Annotated in this window: 20 protein-coding genes; 11 read left to right on the top strand and 9 right to left on the bottom strand. The window is 54.2% G+C overall.

All coding sequences use genetic code 11. From position 1 onward, the window contains the following. The first annotated feature begins 77 nt into the window (after positions 1-77). Complete coding sequence (locus GOV45_RS14825) at positions 78-2,531, top strand: GcvT family protein (RefSeq protein WP_170479177.1); 2,454 nt, start codon at positions 78-80, stop codon at positions 2,529-2,531. A 142-nt stretch (positions 2,532-2,673) separates the two neighbouring features. Further along, positions 2,674-3,579, top strand: a complete 906-nt coding sequence (rarD, locus tag GOV45_RS14820; protein WP_170479175.1) for an EamA family transporter RarD — start codon at positions 2,674-2,676, stop codon at positions 3,577-3,579. Here rarD and GOV45_RS14815 read toward each other — a convergent pair. Further along, positions 3,570-4,268: an SGNH/GDSL hydrolase family protein gene (locus tag GOV45_RS14815; RefSeq protein ID WP_170479174.1), complete on the bottom strand. Its 699-nt coding sequence runs from the start codon at positions 4,266-4,268 to the stop codon at positions 3,570-3,572. The two genes, rarD and GOV45_RS14815, sit on opposite strands and share 10 nt — an antisense overlap. A 14-nt stretch (positions 4,269-4,282) precedes the next feature. Next, a complete protein-coding gene (locus GOV45_RS14810) occupies positions 4,283-4,693 on the bottom strand; it encodes a nuclear transport factor 2 family protein (protein WP_170479674.1) in 411 nt (136 codons plus the stop codon). Positions 4,694-4,790: 97 nt separating this feature from the next. Here GOV45_RS14810 and GOV45_RS14805 point away from each other — a divergent pair, with 97 nt between their 5' ends. The 5 genes from GOV45_RS14805 (at position 4,791) to GOV45_RS14785 (ending at position 8,742) form a co-directional block, all read left to right on the top strand. Beyond that, a complete protein-coding gene (locus GOV45_RS14805; RefSeq protein ID WP_170479172.1) occupies positions 4,791-5,438 on the top strand; it encodes an RluA family pseudouridine synthase in 648 nt (215 codons plus the stop codon). Positions 5,439-5,738: 300 nt separating this feature from the next. After that, a complete protein-coding gene (locus tag GOV45_RS14800) occupies positions 5,739-6,431 on the top strand; it encodes a helix-turn-helix transcriptional regulator (protein ID WP_170479170.1) in 693 nt (230 codons plus the stop codon). Positions 6,432-6,549: 118 nt separating this feature from the next. After that, positions 6,550-7,221: an OmpA family protein gene (locus GOV45_RS14795; RefSeq protein WP_170479168.1), complete on the top strand. Its 672-nt coding sequence runs from the start codon at positions 6,550-6,552 to the stop codon at positions 7,219-7,221. A gap of 122 nt (positions 7,222-7,343) precedes the next feature. Next, positions 7,344-7,886 (top strand): NADPH-dependent FMN reductase, encoded by a 543-nt coding sequence (locus GOV45_RS14790; protein ID WP_170479166.1) that lies wholly within the window; start codon positions 7,344-7,346, stop codon positions 7,884-7,886. A gap of 43 nt (positions 7,887-7,929) precedes the next feature. Continuing rightward, positions 7,930-8,742 carry an FAS1-like dehydratase domain-containing protein gene (locus GOV45_RS14785; protein WP_170479165.1) on the top strand — a complete coding sequence of 271 codons (813 nt, stop codon included), beginning with the start codon at positions 7,930-7,932 and terminating at the stop codon, positions 8,740-8,742. On the opposite strand, the gene GOV45_RS14780 is transcribed toward GOV45_RS14785, so the two are convergent. Beyond that, positions 8,734-9,768 (bottom strand): NAD(P)/FAD-dependent oxidoreductase, encoded by a 1,035-nt coding sequence (locus tag GOV45_RS14780; RefSeq protein ID WP_170479163.1) that lies wholly within the window; start codon positions 9,766-9,768, stop codon positions 8,734-8,736. The genes GOV45_RS14785 and GOV45_RS14780 overlap by 9 nt on opposite strands. A 55-nt stretch (positions 9,769-9,823) precedes the next feature. Here GOV45_RS14780 and mnmD point away from each other — a divergent pair, with 55 nt between their 5' ends. Next, positions 9,824-10,489 carry a tRNA (5-methylaminomethyl-2-thiouridine)(34)-methyltransferase MnmD gene (mnmD, locus tag GOV45_RS14775; protein ID WP_170479161.1) on the top strand — a complete coding sequence of 222 codons (666 nt, stop codon included), beginning with the start codon at positions 9,824-9,826 and terminating at the stop codon, positions 10,487-10,489. After that, positions 10,486-11,364, top strand: a complete 879-nt coding sequence (locus GOV45_RS14770; RefSeq protein WP_170479159.1) for a DMT family transporter — start codon at positions 10,486-10,488, stop codon at positions 11,362-11,364. The genes mnmD and GOV45_RS14770 overlap by 4 nt, the downstream gene beginning before the upstream one ends. Here GOV45_RS14770 and GOV45_RS14765 read toward each other — a convergent pair. Continuing rightward, on the bottom strand, positions 11,329-13,302 hold the full coding sequence (locus GOV45_RS14765) for a lytic transglycosylase domain-containing protein (protein WP_170479157.1): 1,974 nt from the start codon (positions 13,300-13,302) through the stop codon (positions 11,329-11,331). The genes GOV45_RS14770 and GOV45_RS14765 overlap by 36 nt on opposite strands. Positions 13,303-13,436: 134 nt before the next feature. On the opposite strand from GOV45_RS14765, the gene dapA reads away from it, so the two are divergent. Continuing rightward, a complete protein-coding gene (gene dapA / locus GOV45_RS14760) occupies positions 13,437-14,309 on the top strand; it encodes a 4-hydroxy-tetrahydrodipicolinate synthase (RefSeq protein ID WP_170479155.1) in 873 nt (290 codons plus the stop codon). A gap of 115 nt (positions 14,310-14,424) precedes the next feature. On the opposite strand, the gene GOV45_RS14755 is transcribed toward dapA, so the two are convergent. From GOV45_RS14755 to GOV45_RS14745, 3 genes are read right to left on the bottom strand one after another with little or no spacing between them, the layout of a single operon-like run. After that, a complete protein-coding gene (locus tag GOV45_RS14755; protein ID WP_170479153.1) occupies positions 14,425-15,312 on the bottom strand; it encodes a dimethyl sulfoxide reductase anchor subunit family protein in 888 nt (295 codons plus the stop codon). Then, on the bottom strand, positions 15,312-16,061 hold the full coding sequence (locus GOV45_RS14750; protein ID WP_170479151.1) for a 4Fe-4S dicluster domain-containing protein: 750 nt from the start codon (positions 16,059-16,061) through the stop codon (positions 15,312-15,314). Before GOV45_RS14750 ends, GOV45_RS14755 begins: the two co-directional genes overlap by 1 nt. Further along, entirely contained in the window at positions 16,058-18,805 is a 2,748-nt protein-coding gene (locus GOV45_RS14745; RefSeq protein WP_367648686.1) for a molybdopterin oxidoreductase family protein, read from the bottom strand. The genes GOV45_RS14750 and GOV45_RS14745 overlap by 4 nt, the downstream gene beginning before the upstream one ends. Between GOV45_RS14745 and GOV45_RS23645 the strand changes: the two genes are divergently transcribed. After that, on the top strand, positions 18,773-18,937 hold the full coding sequence (locus GOV45_RS23645) for a hypothetical protein (RefSeq protein ID WP_367648687.1): 165 nt from the start codon (positions 18,773-18,775) through the stop codon (positions 18,935-18,937). The two genes, GOV45_RS14745 and GOV45_RS23645, sit on opposite strands and share 33 nt — an antisense overlap. 27 nt (positions 18,938-18,964) lie before the next feature. On the opposite strand, the gene pta is transcribed toward GOV45_RS23645, so the two are convergent. Together pta and xsc are read right to left on the bottom strand one after the other, a co-directional pair. Continuing rightward, positions 18,965-19,975, bottom strand: coding sequence for a phosphate acetyltransferase (pta, locus tag GOV45_RS14740; RefSeq protein WP_170479148.1), 1,011 nt, complete (start codon positions 19,973-19,975; stop codon positions 18,965-18,967). Positions 19,976-19,999: 24 nt separating this feature from the next. Next, positions 20,000-21,775: a sulfoacetaldehyde acetyltransferase gene (xsc, locus tag GOV45_RS14735; protein WP_170479146.1), complete on the bottom strand. Its 1,776-nt coding sequence runs from the start codon at positions 21,773-21,775 to the stop codon at positions 20,000-20,002. Positions 21,776-21,868 lie beyond the last annotated feature (93 nt).

Genomic DNA, 21,868 nt, shown 5'->3' with positions numbered 1-21,868 from the left:
TGTGACGCTTTCTGTACATCGTTTGTCGGCCTTTCATGTCAGTTTGGGCAAAACCTGAAAAATCGGAGTCATCAACAATGGCTGAACTTCCTCAAAAGGCCCGGGTGGTCATCATCGGTGGCGGTGTGATCGGATGCTCGGTAGCCTATCATCTGACCAAAAAGGGCTGGGATGATGTGGTTCTGTTGGAACGCAAGCAGTTAACCAGTGGCACCACGTGGCATGCGGCAGGTCTGATTGCGCAACTCCGTGCAACTGCGAACATGACTAAACTGGCGAAATACAGTCAGGAACTTTATGGCTCGCTTGAAGAAGAAACTGGCGTCGCAACCGGGTTCAAGCGATGCGGTTCGATCACTGTTGCCCTGACCGAAGAGCGTAAGGAAGAGATTTACCGTCAGGCTGCCATGGCGCGTGCGTTCGGAGTTGAAGTCGAGGAGATTTCCAACGATCGCGTACAAGAGTTGTACCCGCATTTGAACCTTGATGGTGTCAAGGGTGCCGTCTACCTGCCCTTGGACGGCCAGGGCGACCCAGCGAACATTGCGCTGGCACTGGCCAAAGGTGCGCGTCAACGAGGTGGGATCGTTAAGGAACGCGTCAAGGTCACCGATATTGTTAAGCAGGGCCGCAAAGTTACGGGTGTGGACTGGGTAGCGGACGATGGCAGCGCATCAGGCCACATTGAATGCGACATGGTGGTGAACTGCGCTGGTATGTGGGGTCATGAGGTCGGCCGGATGGCGGGGGTCAATGTCCCGCTTCATGCCTGCGAACATTTTTACATCGTAACCGAGAGCATTGACGGTCTTACGCAATTGCCGGTACTTCGCGTCCCCGATGAATGCGCCTATTACAAAGAAGACGCCGGTAAAATTCTGTTGGGTGCATTTGAGCCCAATGCCAAGCCGTGGGCTATGAAAGGTATCCCGGAAACGTTTGAATTCGATCAGCTACCCGAAGATTTCGATCATTTTGAACCGATACTCGAAGCTGCATGTAACCGTATGCCTATGCTTGCAGAGGCTGGTATTCACACTTTTTTTAATGGCCCCGAAAGCTTTACTCCAGATGATGCATATCACTTGGGGCTTGCGCCAGAGATGGATAATTTTTGGGTCGCGGCAGGTTTTAACTCGATTGGTATCCAGTCCGCAGGTGGCGCAGGAATGGCTCTGGCCGAGTGGATGGATACGGGCGCAAAGCCATTTGATCTGGGTGACGTGGATATCAGCCGGATGCAACCGTTCCAAGGTAACAAACAGTATCTGTTCGAACGCTCGAAAGAGACATTGGGTCTTCTCTATGCTGATCACTTTCCTTACCGCCAGAAGGTAACGGCGCGCGGTGTGCGCCGGACACCGTTCCACCACCACTTGCTAGAACATGGGGCGGTCATGGGTGAACTGGCGGGTTGGGAACGCGCCAACTGGTTTGCGAGCAAGGGGCAGAAGCCGGAATACCAGTACAGCTGGAAACGCCAGAATTGGTTCGAGAACTCGGCTGCGGAACACAAATCCGTGCGCGAGAATGTGGGCATGTACGACATGTCATCGTTTGGCAAGATCCGCGTTGACGGTCCCGATGCCGAAGCGTTCATGAACTATGTCGGTGGCGGCGATTATTCGGTGCCGAATGGCAGGATCGTCTATACCCAGTTTCTCAACCGCGCGGGCGGTATTGAGGCGGATGTGACCGTGACCCGCCTATCTGAAAACGCCTATCTGGTTGTCACACCCGCCGCGACTCGGCTGGCTGATCAGACTTGGATGATGCGCCATATTGGGGATTTCAATGTGGTTGTCACTGATGTTACCGCAGGCGAAGGAGTATTGGCCGTTATGGGCCCAAATGCCCGGAAACTTTTGGAAAAAGTTTCACCAAACGATTTCTCCAATGCGACAAACCCGTTCGGCACGGCGCAGGAAATCGAAATCGGCATGGGGTTGGCTCGTGCACATCGCGTGACTTACGTGGGTGAACTTGGCTGGGAAATCTATGTCTCTGCCGATATGGCGGGCCACGTTTTCGAAACTTTGCATCAGGCTGGGCAATATTTTGGGCTCAAGCTTTGCGGTATGCACATGATGGACAGTTGCCGCATCGAAAAGGGGTTCCGTCATTTCGGCCATGATATTACCTGCGAGGATCACGTCGTCGATGCAGGTCTCGGCTTTGCCGTCAAGGTGGACAAGGGCAGTGACTTCATCGGGCGCGAAGCAGTGATTTCCAGAAAGGATAGCGGGCCAAAAAACCGCCTTGTGCAATTCAAACTGACCGATCCTGAACCTTTGCTCTTCCACAACGAACCTATCATCCGAGACGGAGAGTACGTTGGTTATCTAAGCTCGGGAAATTATGGTCACACGTTAGGCGGAGCCGTTGGTCTTGGCTATGTACCATGCGAAGGCGAGAAGCCTGCGGACGTTTTGGCATCCACATACGAAATCGATGTGTGTGGTGTAAAAGTTAAAGCCGAAGCTTCGCTAAAGCCGATGTACGATCCGAAATCTGAGCGGGTTAAGGTTTAATCCAAGGATCGAAAATAAGGGCGGTGTTGCGCCCTTATTTACCGGCGCATCAAAATATTTGATGGGCTTGTTCACGGTTTTGGAGGTTTAATAACCTGCCTGAACTGACGTAAAGACATCCGGTATAAGCCGGAGACCCATTATGGCGGACATCACGACAAGCCCCCAAAATACGGATACACCAAAGGGGCTTGCTCTTGCGGTGACGGCTTACTTTCTGTGGGGTTTCCTTCCATTGTACATGAAGGCAATGGATCACATTGGACCGGTTGAAGTCGTGGCGCATCGGGTCATTTGGTCAGTTCCTTTGGCCGGGCTTTTGCTTGTGGCTCTTGGGCGGACAAAAGATTTGAAAGCTGCTTTACGAAGCCCGCGTATGTTGGGAATGGCTTGCCTTACAGCAACGCTGATTTCCATAAATTGGGCCATATTCGTTTGGGCGGTTGCAACAGGAAATGCTGTGGATGCTGCACTGGGTTATTATATCAACCCGCTATTTAGTATTGCGCTAGGGGCGCTTCTTCTGCGCGAGCCACTTAATCGCACGCAATTGGTGGCCGTCGGATTGGCAGCGACGGGCGTGTTGGTTTTGATACTTGAAGCCGGTAATATTCCATGGGCTGCACTAGGTATGATGTTCAGTTGGGGCTTTTACGCCTTCTTTAAACGCTCCCTTCCGATAGGTCCCAATCAGGGATTTCTTCTGGAAGTTCTGATCCTCCTGATCCCAGCGTTGCTATATGTCACATGGCTTGGCGCAAAGGGAGAAGGCCATTTCGGCCCTGTGGCTTCTGACACTATGCTTTTGGTGGGTGCCGGGGTTGTCACAGCTGTGCCGTTGTTAATTTATGCTAACGGAGCAAAAATGGTCAGGTTATCGACCATGGGAATTTTGCAATACATTGCGCCAACAATGATTTTTGTTACTGCTGTTTTCGTGTTTGGCGAACAAATCGACCGCGGCAGGATGATTGCATTCCCTTTGATCTGGGCGGCCTTGGTCGTTTACACGCTTCCTATGATCCGAAAGCTGCGGAATCAGGCTTGACGGAGCAGATTAGCAACTGCTTCCGCCCATAGTTGATAAGCCTTTGGGCTGGGGTGATACCCGTCAGCTGCAGCCAGTGTCGGGTCATCTGGAAAATCCAACGGTAAGTGAAGTGCACGCGGAAAATCCTTTATAAGACATTGTAGACTTTGATCGAGCCGCGACGACTGTCGTCCAAGAACCCAAGCCAGTGGCTGAGGTAGGGCTGGAAATCGCTCCATCCGTGGAACCGCGGTGACAACGACGTGACGCGCACCTAATTTTTTTGATAAATGGTTCAGCAAGCGGGTCTGTAGATTTGCAAACTTTCGCTGGGAAACAAGCCGCGTCACATCGTTTACACCCAAAGCCGTCACCACGACATCAAAGGTAGCGTCCAAATTCTGTAGCCTTTTCAGTGTGTCCTGTGTCGTATGTCCTGTCGTAGCCTCAAGCCTCCACTCGACACAGTATTGGCGGGCTAACCTGGATACCAGTTGACCAGAAAGCGCCTGACTTTGATAATCGACCCCAACCCCTGCGGCCGAACTGTCCCCAGCGATGAGCAACCTTAATCGCGGCCCATGACCTTGGCGCCCTTTGCGTGGTCCAATCGGTTCGGGCAGTTGTTGTGCATTGCGTCTGACATGCAAAGCCTGAACAGCCAAAACTGGCAGCAGCGGAATCCGCAAAATCCGGTCGGCATCCATGAGGCCGGGAACTTTCAACTTAGAGCATCTTTGAAATCTAAAAATCTGGGGTCTTGCATCACACGCGCCATCATGGCTTCACGCAACGCGCCGACAGTTTTGTATGGGCGCATGACGACTTCGAACGTTTGAATCAGGCCATCATCGTTGAGTGTGATAAGATCGACCCCGACTGCATTCAGTTCGCCAACCTTGCATTGGAACTCGAGCGCCCAGTCTTTGCCACCGCCCATAATCCGGCGATACTGAAAGCCCGAGAATACCTGACCGACATGGCTAAGCACAGCGGCAACTGGCACGCGTCCTGTCCAGGTTTTGTAATAAGTTGGCGGTAAAAATCGCACATCTTCCGCCAATAAATCTGCAATTTGGCTTTCATCGCCTTTTGCGACCACCACTTGCATTTGTTCGATCGTAGGGTGCATCTCGTCTCCGATAATTTTGGTGCCAGAGTTGCCTATGCCCATTGCGCAGGCAAGGACGACGTTGCGGGAGGTTGGTGCCTGCGATAGGCAGACAAGCATGAGCGAAACATACGATCCCCCGAATACGCCCCTGGACGTTCTGCATGAGGATTCGCAACTGATAGTGGTCAACAAACCCTCTGGTCTGTTGTCGGTTCCAGGGCGGGGGGAACATTTGGCTGATTGCTTGCTGACAAGAGTGCAGGCCGCTTTTCCCCAGGCACTGCTTGTTCATAGGCTGGATCGGGACACGTCAGGCGTTATGGTTTTTGCTCAGACGTCTCATGCGCAGCGCCATCTGGGGTTACAGTTCGAGAAACGTCAAACTCGAAAGACCTATATCGCACGGGTTTGGGGCCGTGTCGCCGAAAGGACAGGTACAGTGGACTTGCCACTGATCGTCGATTGGCCGAACCGCCCGCTTCAGAAGGTCTGCCATGACACCGGCAAACCAGCTGTCACCGATTGGCGTGTTGTTCGATACGAGGATGGCACCACCCGTATTCGGCTCTTTCCTCAAACCGGCAGATCTCACCAGTTGCGTGTTCACATGCAAGCTGTCGGGCACCCGATACTCGGTGATCCATTCTATGCAGAAGGAGCGGCGCGAAATTTCCCGCGCCTTATGCTTCATTCCGAAGAATTACGTCTCAAAAACCCCGAAGGCGGAATCGCAATGAGATTTCGGGCAACTGCCGATTTTTGACCCAAGGCCCAACCTGGCCAAATTGCCTTGAAATTTCTGAGGGAAAAGAGCCGCTTCCGCCTCTTGGGTTGAGTGTTTTCGCAATGCCGGACAGAAGCAATCTCGCTTTCAATTTCAAAACCTCGCGGTGCGCGATGTTGCGACCAACGGCCAAGTTTTAGTTTCATCATTACATGGTTGTCGCGGCTTGGCATTGTGGTCCTCCTTGATCTGACGTCAATTGGAACCTGCCGTAACCCTCCTGACACCCCGCTGTCAGGGGGTTGTGCTAAAGTGTCAGGAGATCGCAAGGAGACTGAGATGCGTCGTTCGACCCGTTTGTTTGAAATCATTCAAATTCTGCGCGTATCAAAAGGCCCGGTGACAGCGGAAGAACTGGCGGCAAAGCTGGAAATATCGGTCCGCACAGTCTATCGCGACATCGCCGCGCTGCAGGCCCAACGCACACCAATCGAGGGCGAAGCAGGCGTTGGTTACATGATGCGCCGCGGGTATGATCTGCCGCCGCTGAATTTCGATCCAGAAGAAGTGGAAGCGTTATGGGTGGGCCTTTCGATGCTTGCGCGCACCGGTGACAGCACTCTGCAAAAAGCCGCAGACCGGGTTTGCCGCAAAATCGAAGCGCTGCGTGCTCCATCAGACTGGTTGCAGGTTGCGCCTTGGGGTACGCCAATTGATGATCCTGCAAATGGGTGCGTCTCGGTGGCCAACTATCGCGAAGCTATTCGGAAAGAGCAGAAAATTCGGATATCCTATCAGAATTCCGATGAAATTCGAACGGACCGGGTCGTTCGGCCTGTGGCTCTTATTTACCATATCGAGTGCACCATTCTTGCGGGCTGGTGTGAGTTGAGAAATGGGTTCCGCCATTTCCGAACGGACCGCATTTGGTCTTGCGATCTTTTGGAAGATCACTTTTTTGGACAGGGTGAGCCGTTGCGCGCGATTTGGCAGGAACAGAATCAAACGACGAATTCTTCTGACGCTGCATAGTTGGCGGGTATTTGCCTATTTCACCGATATGTTGCTTGAGACCTAATGCGCCTGCGATGTTATAGTGCGGTCAACGAAACAAACCCGACGAACGGGTATCGGAGCAGAAGGTGAATTCATGACCATTTCCAAATTTGTCCTTTCCCTAGGACTGTGTTCAGCGATGGCACTTGGTGCCTGCACGGATCCGGGCACACTCAGTTTGCCCAGCGACCCTAATCAAAACACCAAACAAGGCGCGATTCTGGGCGGAATAGTCGGTGCTGGGGTAGGTGCAATCGCCAACAATTCAAATCCTCTGTTGGGCGCGGCGGCCGGAGGGGCCATAGGCGCAGCAGGGGGTGCTTTGATCGGCAACCAGTTGGATAAACAAGCAGCAGAGTTGAGGCAGCAGCTAGCTAATGATGGGATAACCATCGTTAATGCTGGCGACCGTCTGATTGTAACTGTTCCAAACGACATTACCTTTGACACCGACAGCTCGACAGTGCGCCCGGCGCTGCGTGATGATCTGGCAAGGGTCGGGCAGAATTTGGTAAACTACCCAAATTCGAACGTTCAAATTGTCGGCCATACTGATAGCGATGGCGAAGCGTCCTATAATCAGGATTTGTCGGTTCGCCGTGCAAATGCGGTGGCAGACGTTCTGCAAGCGAATGGTGTAAATTTTTCCCGGATCACTACGATTGGTCAGGGTGAGAATAATCCGATCGCGTCGAACCTAACACCCGAAGGCAAGGCTCAGAATCGTAGGGTTGAAATTGTTATTGTACCCAGCGGCAACGCGTGACTTGGGTTGGACGCAGCAGTAAGGTTCAGTTTTGACATTTCCTACGAGAATGTGTGGGTTTGAGTTTGGCAATGGCCAAACTCGAACTAAGTTTCCGCTGATACCAAGCCGGAGCCTACCCTATGCCTGAACCTATTCTACTTGGCCTGTCAGGATCGCTACGTCAGGACGCAACAAACCGCAAGTTGCTGCGCGAGGCTGCCAGATTGTTTCAACCCGGTCAATTTATCGAGGCAGAATTGAACCTGCCTCTCTATGACGGTGATTTGGAAGATGGCGACGGTATCCCAGCTGCTGTTCAAACTCTTGCAGACCAGATTTCCCATGCACATGCCGTGATAATTTCGACGCCAGAATACAATAAAGGCCCGTCCGGCGTTTTGAAAAATGCATTGGATTGGGTCAGCAGAACCGACGGCAAACCTTGGGCGAATAAGCCGGTGGCAGTAATGTCTGCCGCTGCCGGTCGTGCGGGGGGCGAGCGCGCCCAGATGATCCTACGGGCATACATGGTTCCATTTCAGCCACGCATTCTGCAAGGGCCGGAGATTCATTTGGCCAGCAGTTCCAACGAATTCGATGAAGATGGCAAATTGAGCAGCCCACGTTACGAAGCAAGCCTTCGAACCCTAATGGAAAAACTTAGGGCTGAAGCTGGCTTCTGAACAGACGCTTGTTCCCTCATGTGACGCTGCCTAGGGTGTCATTATGACCAACGAGCTGAAGACACAAACGCAAACCGACATGTTGGACCCGGCACGCGCAGCGGCGCTTCAAGCTACGCTGTCGGCAGAAGAAACGATTGCGTCCGGTTCACCTTTGCCGCCGTTCTTTCATCAAGCCTATTTCTGGTTACCAAGCCCCCCGACTGGATTGGGTCGGGATGGGCATCCCAAGGTTGGGTGCGGCTTGATCCCAGATATGGGATTACCAAGGCGAATGTGGGCAGGTGGCCGTTTGCGGTTTGATGTGCCCTTAATCGCTGGGGTCGAAGCGGAACGCCATACTGTTTTGGAAAATGTTCAATCAAAAACCGGGCGAACCGGACCACTGGGCCTTGTAACGCTCAGGCATGAATTGCGGCAGGCCGGAAAGCTGTGCGTGACCGAATGGCAAGACCTTGTATACCGCAACGACCCTGCGGATTCAGAAACCAAACCGACGCCACCCAAAGCCAGAATTGATGAAACAGATGGCAAGGATGTTGCGTTCGACTCAACGATACTGTTCAGGTACTCTGCACTCACGTTCAACGGCCATCGAATTCACTATGATTTGGACTACGCCAAGAATGTAGAAGGTTACGACGGTCTCGTGGTGCATGGCCCGCTTTTGGCCCAGCTTCTGATGCTGTTCGCGACGGAACTGATGGGATCATTGGTCGAGTTCTCATTTCGAGCCACGTCTGCATTAATGCATTTTGAATCCGCAACGTTGTGCCGTAACGACAGGAACCTATGGGTGCGTGGCCCTGACGGACGCCAGTGTATGCAAGCAGAGGCGGTCCCCCGGTCAGAGTGACGCCAGCGGGCGGAATTCGTCCGGGATTGAATCGTTATTCTCCAGCATCAGATCTGCCATTACCTCGGCCACTTTGGGGGCCATCCCAAACCCGATTTTGAAGCCGCCATTGGCAATGAACTGTCCCTTATGCAATGGATGCGCTCCCAGCATCGGCGCCCGGCTCTTACTTCGAGGACGGACACCGGCCCAGCGTTCGATAACCTCGGCCCCGTGTAAAACCGGAACGGCGCCCATGGCGCGGTCAATTACCTCATCCAAAAGTTCGTTGGTACTGTTTGGTTCGTCGTAGTCTCGTTCCGACGTCGATCCGACAGCCAAAGTTCCGTCGGCGTGCGGCACGATATGAATAGCGTCGACAAAAAGCTGTGGTGCATCGCCTGCATCGAAACGCAACAAAGCCGCCTGTCCTTTAACGCCATTGCCCACCGTTTTTCCAAAAACTTGACTGAGTTCCTCTAACCCACCAAGACCTGTCGAGTGAACAACTCGGCCCGCGTCTGGTGCTTCTGGCACGATATCAACACCCATGACGCCCAGTGCGGCCACTAGTGCCGAGCACGAGTTGCGCGGGTGGATGCGTGCGCTAAGGTTGTCGTGGATCACATATCCGGTTGGGCTGGACGGGCACCAAGTACCCAATTCGGTGACCAATATTACCTGCCATTCTGCGTGACCGCCCCAAAGCTCTTTTGCCGAGTTTTGCCGCGCGCGCGCAAGTTCAAGCGTTCGCTTGTCCTGGATGGGCTGAATTCGTCCCGATCGACTGTATCCTGCCGATACCCCTCCTGTGGCTTCAACTTGGGCCCAGAAAGCTTCGGCCATTATCAGGCTTTCGAACTGAAAGGCCTTTTTCGAATTCCAATTCTCCGGCACATGTGGGGCAAGCGCGCCGACCAAGCCACCGCTGGACCCGGACCCAGCGCCAAAGGGGTCGACCACCTGCACCTTTGCTCCGCGTCTTGCGCAAGTCCAGGCGATGGACAGGCCGAAAATTCCTGCTCCGCGCACAGTGACATCGACCATTGCCAAACCGCCTTTCCTTGTTCAGTGTCGCGCGGCCTAGTTACAGGAATATCCTATGGCAGACCAGCATGCCAAACTCACATGGACCGGGGATCGGGTCCCAGTATCGGATCAATTTAATGATCCCTATTTCTCGTTGCAAAATGGGTTAGAGGAAACGCGCCACGTCTTTCTGGGCGGGAACGACTTGCCTGCGCGATTTGTCCCCGGCTTTCATATTGCCGAACTGGGTTTCGGTACCGGTCTGAACATGTTGACAGTATGGTCCGAATGGGAAAAGTCGGGCCAGACAACAGCTTTGACTTTTACCAGTTTCGAAGCGTTTCCGATGGCACATGACGATATGGCCCGCGCTTTGGAGGGATTCCCGGCCTTGGCTGAGTGGAGCAGTCGGTTTCTTTCAAATTGGCAAGGTAAGGAATGTGATCTTGGTACGCTGCGATTGCACGTCATAAGTGGCGATGCGCGACAAACTCTACCCGAATGGACAGGAATTGCAGATGCCTGGTTTCTAGACGGATTCTCACCTGCAAAAAACCCAGAGCTTTGGGGGCAGGAGTTGATACAGCAAGTCGCTGATCACACTGCCTGGGGGGGTACAGCCGCGACATACACAGCGGCAGGATTCGTGCGCCGAGGACTGCAAGATGCAGGGTTCACCGTCAGTCGTACGCCGGGATATGGTCGCAAACGGCATATGACACGGGCTATTTTGCGATGACGCAGCAGAACAATGCTCGTGCAGGTATTGCGCTTATGATTGCTGCGACAGTTGTTTTTGCTTTGCAGGACGGTATTTCCCGTCACTTGGCCGGGGCCTACAACACCTACATGGTGGTAATGATCCGCTATTGGTTCTTTGCAGCCTTTGTGATCGCCTTGGCAATGCGCGCTTCGGGAGGAATCAGGGCGACGGCCAGCACGAACCAGCTGGGGCTGCAGATCACGAGGGGCGTGCTTTTGGCCGCGGAGGTCTGCGTAGCAGTTTACGCGTTTACAATTCTGGGTCTGATCGAGAGCCAGGCGGTTTTCATTTGCTATCCCTTGTTGGTTGCTGCGCTGAGCGGGCCGGTTCTCGGGGAAAGTGTCGGATGGCGGCGTTGGGCCGCCATCGGCGTTGGGTGCATAGGCGTTCTGATTATTCTGCAACCGGGTATTGGCGTATTTAACCCATGGGCTGTGATACCCCTGATATCTGCGTTCATGTTCGCGATTTACGGGCTGATGACCCGCTATGCTGCCAGACGTGATAGCACAGCGACAAGCTTTTTTTGGACGGGGATTGCGGGTGCTACCGCGATGACGGTTGTTGGAATCTGGTTTTGGGAACCAATGCATTTACACGACTGGTTCTGGATGGGTTTGCTTTGTCTTAGCGGGGTCCTTGGTCACTGGTTGTTGATCAAATGCTATGAGATGGCCGAGGCCAGCGCCGTGCAGCCTTTCGCCTATTTCCACCTGATTTGGAGTGCAATTTTGGGTATTGCGATCTTTGGTGAAACGCTGCGCCCAGCGGTGATTGTGGGCGCAGCCTTGGTGATCGCTGCGGGTCTTTTCACTCTATGGCGCGAAAGACGCCAAAGTCGAACCGGTTAGTTCTTGAGAGAACGGCACTGGAAGGGGCGGTTTACCTAACCTTGCACGATAAACTGGAAGGCTTTCAGCAACGCGCATTACATAGTTTCGCGTCTCGGAAAACGGAATTAGCTCAATCCAGTCGATTACGTCCACCTCGCCACGGCGTGGATCGCCAAACCGTTCCATCCAGGATATGGGACGCCGTGGTCCAGCGTTGTACCCAGCGGCCATCATGACCACATTACCATTGAAATCCGCGGCCAGCCCAGAAAGATAGTTCGCCCCCAGTTTGGCGTTATACTTCCAATCCGTGGTGAGGCGTCCAGTCTTGTGGCCGCTTAGAATGCCCAATTCCTTGGCGACCAGTTTCGCCGTCGCAGGCATAACTTGCATCAAGCCGCGTGCGCCCGCACCGCTGATGACAACGGGATCAAACTCGCTTTCCCGCCGCGCAATTGCCAGTGTCATCTCCTTGGCCATCGGCAGGCCCATATCTGCTACGGGGTGTACCGGATAATAAGCTGCGGGCAGCACGATCCCGGTGGTCGCTGCTCGTTTGGCAATCATTACGGCCAGATGAGGTTCCTTCAACTCGATAACCAAATCCCCCAACTGTGCAGCCTGAATGGGGTCAAGGCCTTCCACCAAATGGGTCAAATACCGTTCTGCAAGATTGTCTTCGCCCGCAGTTAACAATAACAATCCGGCTTCCAGCACGCTTGAGTTGGCGAAACCTGCCTGTTTCCAATGCGCTGCACGCCTTGGGTTGGCCAATTCTTCGTCGAAAGGTCGCCCGATCTGCTCGGCTGCCAGAAGGCCATAAAACGAGGTTTGGTAATCCGCGCCTGCCGCATAGGCTTCATAGGCCTTTTCTGCGTTGCCTTGTGCCGCATAGGCTCTGCCCAGCCAATAGCCGCCGCGCCCTTTGGATATCGGCGAACTCACGGCATCTGAAAAATTCTGGAAATGACGAACAGCTGTGTCAGGGTCGTCCAGTTTTCGAAGCGCCAAAAAGCCGGACAGCCATTCCAGATCTGCATAGGCATAGCCCATTTCAGGCGTCATGTGGTGGTTTGCCGCAACGTCATAAGCGCGTGACATGTTGCCCTGTCGCATAACCAGCCGCGCCAGTCGGCGGCGCCCTTCAGCCCATTTATCCGGTTCTCCTAATTCATCAGGTCCGGTTGAACGCGCCAACATCAATTCGATTGCGCTGTCGTCAAGTTCTTTGCGGTCACGCCAGACAAATCGGTCGAAGGCCAAACCCGGCGAGTCCGACAGCGATTTCGGGACGGCAGAGACCTTGCCATCGACCCCTGGTTGTCGTTTCTGCAGGGCAATCCGGGCTTCGGCCAACTTGCGTTGATCTGCACTGACCAACGGCAACATTTGATTCGCGCTGACAAGATGGCCGTCCCAAAGCATTCGGTCCAACCGCGCTTCGTGATGCGGTTTCAGCAGCTTGTCGAAGTTTTCCAGATAATTCTTTTGCAGACCCGACCCCATAGGCATCGTGCGCCATGCCGTCACGATATCTGCCTCGGCCTCGCCATTGCGGCCTTTTGCCATCAATGCCACAGCGTAGTTTAAGGCGCCTTCTGCGGTTTGCGGCGGTGTTTCGGCGTAGAAATTCACCACCCGATCTGCATCGGCACCCGTGAAGGCGGGTTCACTTTTGCGTCGCAACCATGCAAGACCGGGCCAATCCGGGCGGCGCCCCAAAAATACAAGCACATCTCCGGAAGTGCCAAATCCTTCGCGCAGCCAGTGCCAGACTATGATATCGCGCGACACTGAACCGCGCGCTCCGGATACTTGCAGTGCCTGGTTCCAATCGCCTTTGCGCATCGCATCAAGTCCGGCTTGCAAATCTGCCGCCGCGTCTGCGCGCGCAGACTGCGAGTTGACTGCGAAAATCATTACCACCGTCATCAAAACGGTTAGAAAGCGTGTCATCCCTTGCATTTCCCAACCAACCAAGGATAGAGCCATTCAGGATAAACCTTGCGTCACCGGGATCAACTCACAAACCGAAGATCGTGAGCGACCGCGGCGCAAAAACAGCAATTCGCACCCTAAGGAGCGCACCCATGTTCACAGGCTCTATGCCAGCCCTCGTCACCCCGTTCCGCAACGGCGAGTTGGACTTGGACACGCTCAAACAATTGGTGGAATGGCAAATTCAAGAAGGCTCTTCCGGGTTGGTGCCTGTTGGCACCACAGGTGAAAGCCCGACACTCAGCCACGAGGAACATGAGATCGTCGTGGCGGAGGTTGTCAAAACCGCCGCAGGCCGCGTGCCTGTTATTGCGGGAGCAGGATCAAACAACACGGTTGAGGCGATCCGGTTCGTGCGATTCGCGGAAAGGGTAGGTGCTGACGCTGCGCTTGTCGTGACGCCTTATTATAACAAACCCACTCAGAAAGGGTTGATTAGCCATTTTCGCGCATTGCATGACTGCGCAGATATTCCGATCATCATCTACAATATCCCCGGGCGTTCCGTAATAGACATGACGCCCGAAACCATGGGCGAACTGGCAAAATTGCCGCGCATAGTCGGCGTAAAGGATGCGACAGGTGATCTGGCACGCGTTAGTCAACAACGCGCAAGTTGCGGCCCGGATTTCTGTCAGTTGTCAGGTGAAGATGCGACTGCGCTGGGTTTCAATGCTCATGGTGGGGTGGGATGTATTTCGGTCACGGCAAACGTCGCGCCGCGGTTGTGCGCCGAATTCCAACAAGCCACACTGAACGGCGATTACGCCAAGGCCTTGGAATATCAAGATCGATTGATGCCACTTCACGAGGCTATTTTCATCGAACCGGGTTTGGTGGGCGCTAAGTATGCACTCAGCAAACTGGGGCGTTGCAGCGACGAAGTACGCTCGCCGTTGACAAGTTTAGAAGACAGTACAAAATCATCGATCGAAGCTGCGATGGCGCATGCAGGATTAGTTTAAGGCATACTTCATGAAATGCAAAAGGCGGCGCTCGTAAACCGGGAACCGCCTTTTTTGTACGAAACTCATCTTGGTTGAAGACTGTTTGCCGTAGTTTCGGCAGACTCGATACAGCTCACCTTTTGCCGTAGTAGATACCTACGACATGCTCAGCTTGCGCGAAGAAAAGCCAACGCGACGTCGCTACGCCAGCGAGATGTGAAAGTACAGCGACTGCGGCAAGGAAATGCTTAGTGGCGACAGAATTGACCGGCATGATCAGCAGAACGACCGGGATGAAAAAGCCTAGCGAAAACGCAATGATGCGTAGTTTCTCAGCGTGCTTCCGGCCCACCACATGGACAAATTCGCGCAACAGATAATTCGTGCCAGTGTGCGGAGGTTCGAAAGCGCGAACAGAACCGCGATCACCCAGACCAGTGGCAGTGCCAATGTTGGTGCCTGAGCGGGCCAAAGCTTGATCACCTTGCCTCCAGTACAGAATCTGAACCAATGCGGCGATCAACAATGAGATCAACGCCAGCGCGGTTTGTCCGGCCAGCAGTGCGCCGCCAGCCAAGCTAAAACTGAGGAACATTGCTGGGGTTAGATTCATATTCCAGCGCGGGATCGATTTGAGCTGTGTGTAGATCATTGAAGTTGTAAAGACCGTTAAGATCGAGAATAACGCCCCAACAAAGCCCAGCAGACCCCAACGTTGGGCAAAGAAAATTGCTCCGATGGAATATAGCCCCATGAGGATCAATGCAGCGACTGCGCACCATCCTTCGCGGCTGAGCCAACTTGATCGCCATTGAGTAAAGGCTTTTATTGCCCGCTCAGGACGACCCAGATGGAAAGTTGAAGCCAGCAGTCCCGCGACTGACAGACCAAAACCAATAACAAAGAAAGTGAATGCAACCCAGCCGGTTACATTTGGCAGGCCTAGTCCCAAAAAGAACAGCAGACCGAAGCCCAAGCCAGAAAGCGTGGTAAAAACGATTACGGAAGGTGCGGGATGCATCAGAGTTTCTCCAGCGCTTTGTCGAGCCAGCCCATGAAACCTTTTGGCTCTTCGGCAATAGGTGCAAGCAAAGGAGCCAGAACATCGATCTGGTCCTCGATTGTATCTTTGGGACGGGGCGGCAGGTATTTGTTCACGGGTTTTGTACCCTGTTCAGGCATCAGATCTATGCCGCCACGTTCTGCGACCAATTTACTGACATCGCTGTCAGGATCGCCCAGATCGCCAAAATGGCGAGCTCCGGCGGGGCAAGTACGCACGCACGAGGGGACACGATCAACTTCGGTCAGATTTTCATTATAGATACGGTCAACGCAAAGCGTGCATTTCTTCATTACACCTTCTGCGACGTCCAGTTCGCGCGCTCCGTAAGGGCAGGACCACGCGCACAAGCCGCATCCGATGCAGTCGCTTTCGTTTACCAAAACGATGCCGTCCTCGACCCGTTTGTAGCTTGCACCTGTTGGGCAAACAGTAACGCAGGGCGCATCTTCGCAATGCAGGCAAGACTTGGGGAAGTGAACAAGTTGCGCGTGCCCGTTTTGAGGCTGCACTTCATAAGAATGAACACGGTTTAGAAATGTGCCCGAGGGGTTGCCACCATAAGCGTCCTGATCAGAAAGCGGAGCGCCATAGTTTTCAGTGTTCCAACCTTTGCACGAAATGACACAGGCATGGCATCCGACACATGTGTCGAGGTCGATCACCAAACCCAACTTGCGTTCTGTTGAATGGGGGAGTTGGGTCATTTGCCTACCTTCCACGCCAGGTCCTTCGGGCCGGTGCCTACCGGTGAATTGATCGGTTCGAATTCAGGCTGGCTTTGCGCGTCGTCTGGAGCTGCGGCCTTTTCAATCTTCACTTTCAGGTCGAACCACGCGGCTTGACCCGTGATCGGGTCCGAGTTGGCCCAACGCAGCCCGTCACCCTTCGGTGGTAAAAGTTCATGGATCAGGTGATTGAGCAAGAAGCCTTTAGTGGCCTCGGGCGCGTCATCATGCAGGGCCCATGCACCTTTGCGCTTACCTATGGCGTTCCATGTCCAAACGGTATTATCGTTCAGTGCCGCCATTTCCATAACCGGAACGATGATTTGTCCATGGGGTGACGTGACCTTGGCCCAATCGCCGTCTTGCAGTCCATGCTCACGCATCAGCTTGGTAGGAACATACAAAGGGTTACGACCATGCAATTGGCGCAGCCACGCATTTTGGGTGCCCCAGCTGTGATACATCGCCATCGGGCGTTGGGTCAGGGCATTGACAGTAAAGCCCTCATTGCCGGTTTGATCTGTTTCGTACCAAACGGGCATCGGGTCCATCGTCGCTTTGATCCGCCCACGCAGATACTCGGGCGGCTGGCGCTCGCCATGACCCTCGGCGGCCAATTGAAACTTGCGCATAGGCTCAGAATACAGCTGGAACAAATAGGGTTGCGGGCTGTCATAAATTCCCATGCCAACGGCCCAATCCTGATAGGCGTTGTTCCAGGGTTTATAATAATCAGCGCCTTCAGGGATATGGGCCACAAAGAAGCCGCCGTTTTCAATATAACGGTTTAACTGATCCGGGTTGATTTCGCCGCGGCCTACCTTTTCACCGTTTTCACCACGATAGCCAGCCAATGGGCCGATACCCGGTTTGCGTTCGTGGTTCACGATGTAGTCGGCGTAATCAACCCACTTGGCGCTGCCGTCCTCGTTGGTGAAACCTGGCAAGCCCATCCTGTTGGCAAGATCAATCAAAACCGACTGGAATCCGCGCACGTCGCGGTCAGGCTCGATAACTGGCCACCGGATTGCATCGGCGGCCGCTTCTGCCTCGCAAATTGGGCGGTCTAGCAACGAGATACAGTCGTGGCGTTCAAGATAGGTTGTGTCAGGCAAAATCAGGTCGGCATAGGCCACCATCTCGGACGAGTAGGCATCCGAATAAATGATATGTGGGATCACATAGTCACCGTGTTCGTCCATATCCGTCAGCATATCCATGACACCCTTGGTATTCATGGTCGAGTTCCAGGACATATTGGCCATGTACATGAATAATGTGTCGATCTTATAGGGGTCACCCGCGTGCGCGTTAGAGATTACCATATGCATCAGCCCGTGGCTGGACATCGGGTTTTCCCATGTGAATGCCTTGTCGATCCGGGCAGGACTGCCATCCGCTTTCAGTGCAAGATGCTCGGGCCCCTGAACAAACCCCAGATGAGGTCCGTCCAATGGTGAGTTTGGCGTCACTTTGCAGTGCGGTGTCGGATGCGCTTCGACCGGTTTGGGGTAAGGCGGCTTGAAGCGAAAACCGCCTGGCACTTCCACCGTACCAAGGAGAATTTGCAAGACGTGTAACGCCCGACAGGTTTGAAAACCGTTTGCGTGGGCAGAAACACCGCGCATCGAGTGCATCGCCACTGGGCGACCGATCATCTTGGTGTGTTTCTCACCGCGAAAGTCGGTCCATTCATGATGCAGTTCAAAGGCTTCGTCAAAGGCCACGCGCGCCAGTTCGCCTGCGATTGCGCGGATGCGTTGGGCAGGGATACCACACTGATCGGCGACGTTCTCCGGCGCGTATTCATCGCTGAGATACCTTTCAGCCATCAGGTGGAAAACCGGGCGATGAGTAACACCGCCCCTTTCATAAACCGCTGAAAGGTCAGGACGCACACCGGGCTTGTCGAAAGCCGTCAACTTACCTGTTTCGCGGTCGACGACCAACGGTTTGCCGTTTTTATCTCGCAGGAACAGGCCCTTGGTGGGACCTTCGGACGCGTCGATCAAAACGGGCGCGTTGGTATAGCGGCTGAGATAGTCCAGGTCGATCTTACCTGCCTTCATCAGGACGTGAATCATGGACAAGATGAATAGCCCGTCGGTCCCTGGTGTTATGCCGACCCAGTCATCTGCCACTGCGTTGTACCCCGAACGGATCGGGTTGACGCCAATCACACGTGCGCCGCGTGCCTTGATTTTGCCGATGCCCATCTTGATTGGGTTCGAGTCATGATCCTCGGCCACGCCAAATAGCATGAACAGTTTGGTGTGATCCCAATCAGGTTGTCCAAATTCCCAGAATGCGCCACCCATGGTATAAATGCCGCCCGCGGCCATGTTGACCGAGCAAAAGCCGCCGTGGGCAGCATAGTTGCAGGTACCGAAATTCTGCGCCCAAAAACTTGTAAAGCTTTGGCTCTGGTCGCGACCCGTAAAAAACGCCAGTTTTTCCGGGTTGTCTTCACGGATCGGTTTGAGCCAGCCGACGGCTATGTCCAGCGCCTCGTCCCAACTGATTTCTTCAAATTCGCCTGACCCGCGGGGACCGACTCGTTTCAATGGGGCTTTCAACCGCGAAGGGGCATTGACCTGCATGATACCTGCCGAGCCTTTGGCACAAAGCACACCTTTGTTTACCGGGTGGTCGCGGTTGCCCTCGATATAAGCCACTTTGCCGTCTTTCATGTGAACATTGATCCCGCAACGGCAGGCACACATGTAGCAGGTGGTCTTTCGAATCTCGTCCGAGACTTTGGGACTGGTGTCAAGGATCGGCTGCTGATGAGTCATTGGCGGGTCCTGTCAGTTGATCCGGATACGGCTTTGGTCGGCCGGGCCGGAATGGGGTAGTCCGCGGCACCGGCCGCAGGTTTTAGTCTATTGCGCAGTTTGCGCCTGTAAAACGGTAACGGCGATGATCTGCGTTACATCATCCGCACTGCATCCACGGGACAAATCGTTCGCAGGCTTGGCGAGGCCTTGCATAACGGGGCCAATGGCTGCGTACCCACCCAATCGCTGGGTAATTTTGTAGGCGATATTACCCGCGTCCAGATTGGGAAAGATCATAACATTGGCTTGCCCGGCCACGGATGAACCCGGAGATTTTCGCTCACCCACTGTCGGCACAAACGCGGCGTCGAATTGAAGCTCTCCGTCGACTTCGAGATCGGGACGCTTTGCGCGAATGGTATTTGTTGCTTCGATCACCTTGTCGACGGCTTTATGGCGTGCGCTTCCCTTTGTGGAAAAACTCAGCATAGCAATTTTTGGCTCGACCTGCAGGAGAGAACGCGCCGAAGCGGCCGAGGTTTCTGCGATGTTGGCAAGCTCGGAAGCTGAAGGATCAATTACAAGCCCGCAATCTGAATATAGCATGGCGCGCGCATTATCGGGCGCGTCGTCGGGTGGATACATCAAGAAAAATGACGAGATCATGCCAGCGTCAGGTGCCATACCGATCACTTGGATAGCGCTTCGCACTACATCGCCCGTTGTGTGCACGGCGCCGCCGACGGTGCCTGTGGCTTGACCAAGCCGCACAAGCATTGCAGCATATATTAACGGAGTTTCAGCTGCCGCCCGCGCCTTTACTTCGTCGACACCTTTGTGTTTGCGCAGTGCAAGGAACTCTGCGGCAAACATTTCGGTCAATTCCGAGGTTGCCGGATCGTGAATTTCTATGCCTGCTCCGACGGATATGCCTTCAGCAGCAAGCGCCGACGAGACTTCGTCCTCGGGTCCGACCAGAATGATATCGGTCAACCCCGAGTTATGGGCGGCAAGCGCCCCCGCCACGACCCGGGGATCACTGCCTTCGCTCAATGCAATTACAGGACGGGCTGCCGGGGCGCTGTTGCGCAACAGCTCGATAGGTGTCTTTGTCATTCGCCCCGGTCCCTGTCTTGTGGCCTACACCTGTGTTTCAGCCATGTCTGCAGCGTTGATACCAGCAACACGCACAGGATTTTTCATCGCGTCGCGGCGGAACGGCTCGCCCAGCTCTTGGTTGATCAAGGCCTCAATCAGCGTTGTAATGCCGTTCTTCTGGTCGATAATTGCCTGATTGAGCGCTGCGGTCAGCTCTTCCTGAGTGCGCGCCTGTACACCCTTCAGGCCACAGGCGTTTGCGATTGCGGCATAAGACACGCCCTGGTCCAATTCGGTGCCGACAAAGTTGTCGTCAAACCAAAGGGTCGAGTTCCGCTTCTCAGCACCCCACTGGTAGTTGCGGAAAACGATTTGCGTTATTGCGGGCCATTCTTCGCGGCCAATCGCGGTCAACTCGTTAACCGATATGCCGAATGCTCCGTCGCCAGCAAAACCTACCACGGGCACGTCAGGGCAACCGATCTTGGCGCCAATGATCGCAGGAAGACCGTAACCACAAGGGCCAAAGAGCCCGGGTGCTAGGTATTTCCGGCCTTCGTCGAATGACGGGTAGGCGTTTCCAATCGCACAGTTATTACCAATATCCGACGAAATGATCGCCTCACGCGGCAGCGCTTGCTGGATTGCGCGCCATGCCATACGGGGGCTCATCCATTCGGGCTTGGCGGCGCGAGCACGCTCGTTCCAAGTGGTGCCTGGATCGTCGTCTTCATGGGTCATAGAGCTTAGTTCTTGTGCCCATGCGGACTTTGTTTGAGCTATTTTAGCTTTGCGTTCGTCTCGTCCTGCGTCGCCCGCGTCTTCTGTCAGCTGGTCCATAATACCTTTAGCAACCAGCGCCGCATCACCCACGATACCTACGGTCACGTCCTTGGTTAGACCGATGCGATCGGGGTTGATGTCAACCTGTATGATTTTCGCGTCTGTCGGCCAATAGTTGATGCCGTATCCCGGAAGAGTCGAGAACGGATTCAAACGTGTGCCCAAGCACAAAACAACGTCAGCTTGATTGATCAACTCCATCCCTGCTTTAGAACCGTTGTATCCGAGCGGACCGGCAAACAGAGGGTGGTTGCCCGGGAAAGCGTCGTTGTGCTGATAGCCAACACATACAGGTGCATCCAAACGTTCAGCCAATGCCTGCGAAGCTTCGATGCCTCCCTTCGACAGAACAACGCCTGCGCCGTTCAGAATAACCGGATTCTTGGCTTTCGACAAAAGCGCCGCTGCCTCGGCAACCGCATTTGCACCGCCGGAAGGGCGTTCAAAGTCGACAATTTTCGGTAGCTCGATGTCAACAACTTGGGTCCACATGTCGCGGGGGATATTCATCTGCGCGGGTGCCGAGGCGCGTTTAGCTTGCATGATCACGCGGTTTAGAACCTCGGCCACACGGGTCGGGTCACGCAGCTCTTCCTGGTACGCCACACAATCGGCGAACAGGTTCATCTGTTCCATTTCCTGAAAACCGCCCTGGCCGATGGTTTTGTTGGCAGCCTGCGGTGTGATTAGCAGAACCGGTGTATGGTTCCAGTATGCCGTCTTAACCGCAGTCACAAAGTTAGTGATACCAGGACCATTCTGGGCGATCATGATTGACATCTCGCCCGTAGCACGGGTGTAGCCATCGGCCATCATCCCGCCAGAGCACTCGTGCGCACAATCCCAGAAGGTTATTCCAGCCGCTGGAAAGATATCCGAAATCGGCATCATTGCTGAACCGATAATGCCAAAGGCATGCTTGATACCATGCATCTGTAGCGTCTTAACGAACGCCTCTTCTGTCGTCATCTTCATGTGAGTTCTCCGGGCTGATAGGAAGTAGCGGGGTATTCCACCCCGACGTTTCCATCTGGTTTTGGCGTATGGGTGTCTGTCGCGTTAGGGCCA

Source organism: Ruegeria arenilitoris, assembly GCF_013035425.1.
Classification (GTDB): Bacteria; Pseudomonadota; Alphaproteobacteria; order Rhodobacterales; family Rhodobacteraceae; genus Ruegeria; species Ruegeria arenilitoris_A.
Note: the sequence above shows the minus strand (reverse complement) of the source record. Positions and strands in the feature narration are given on the sequence as shown.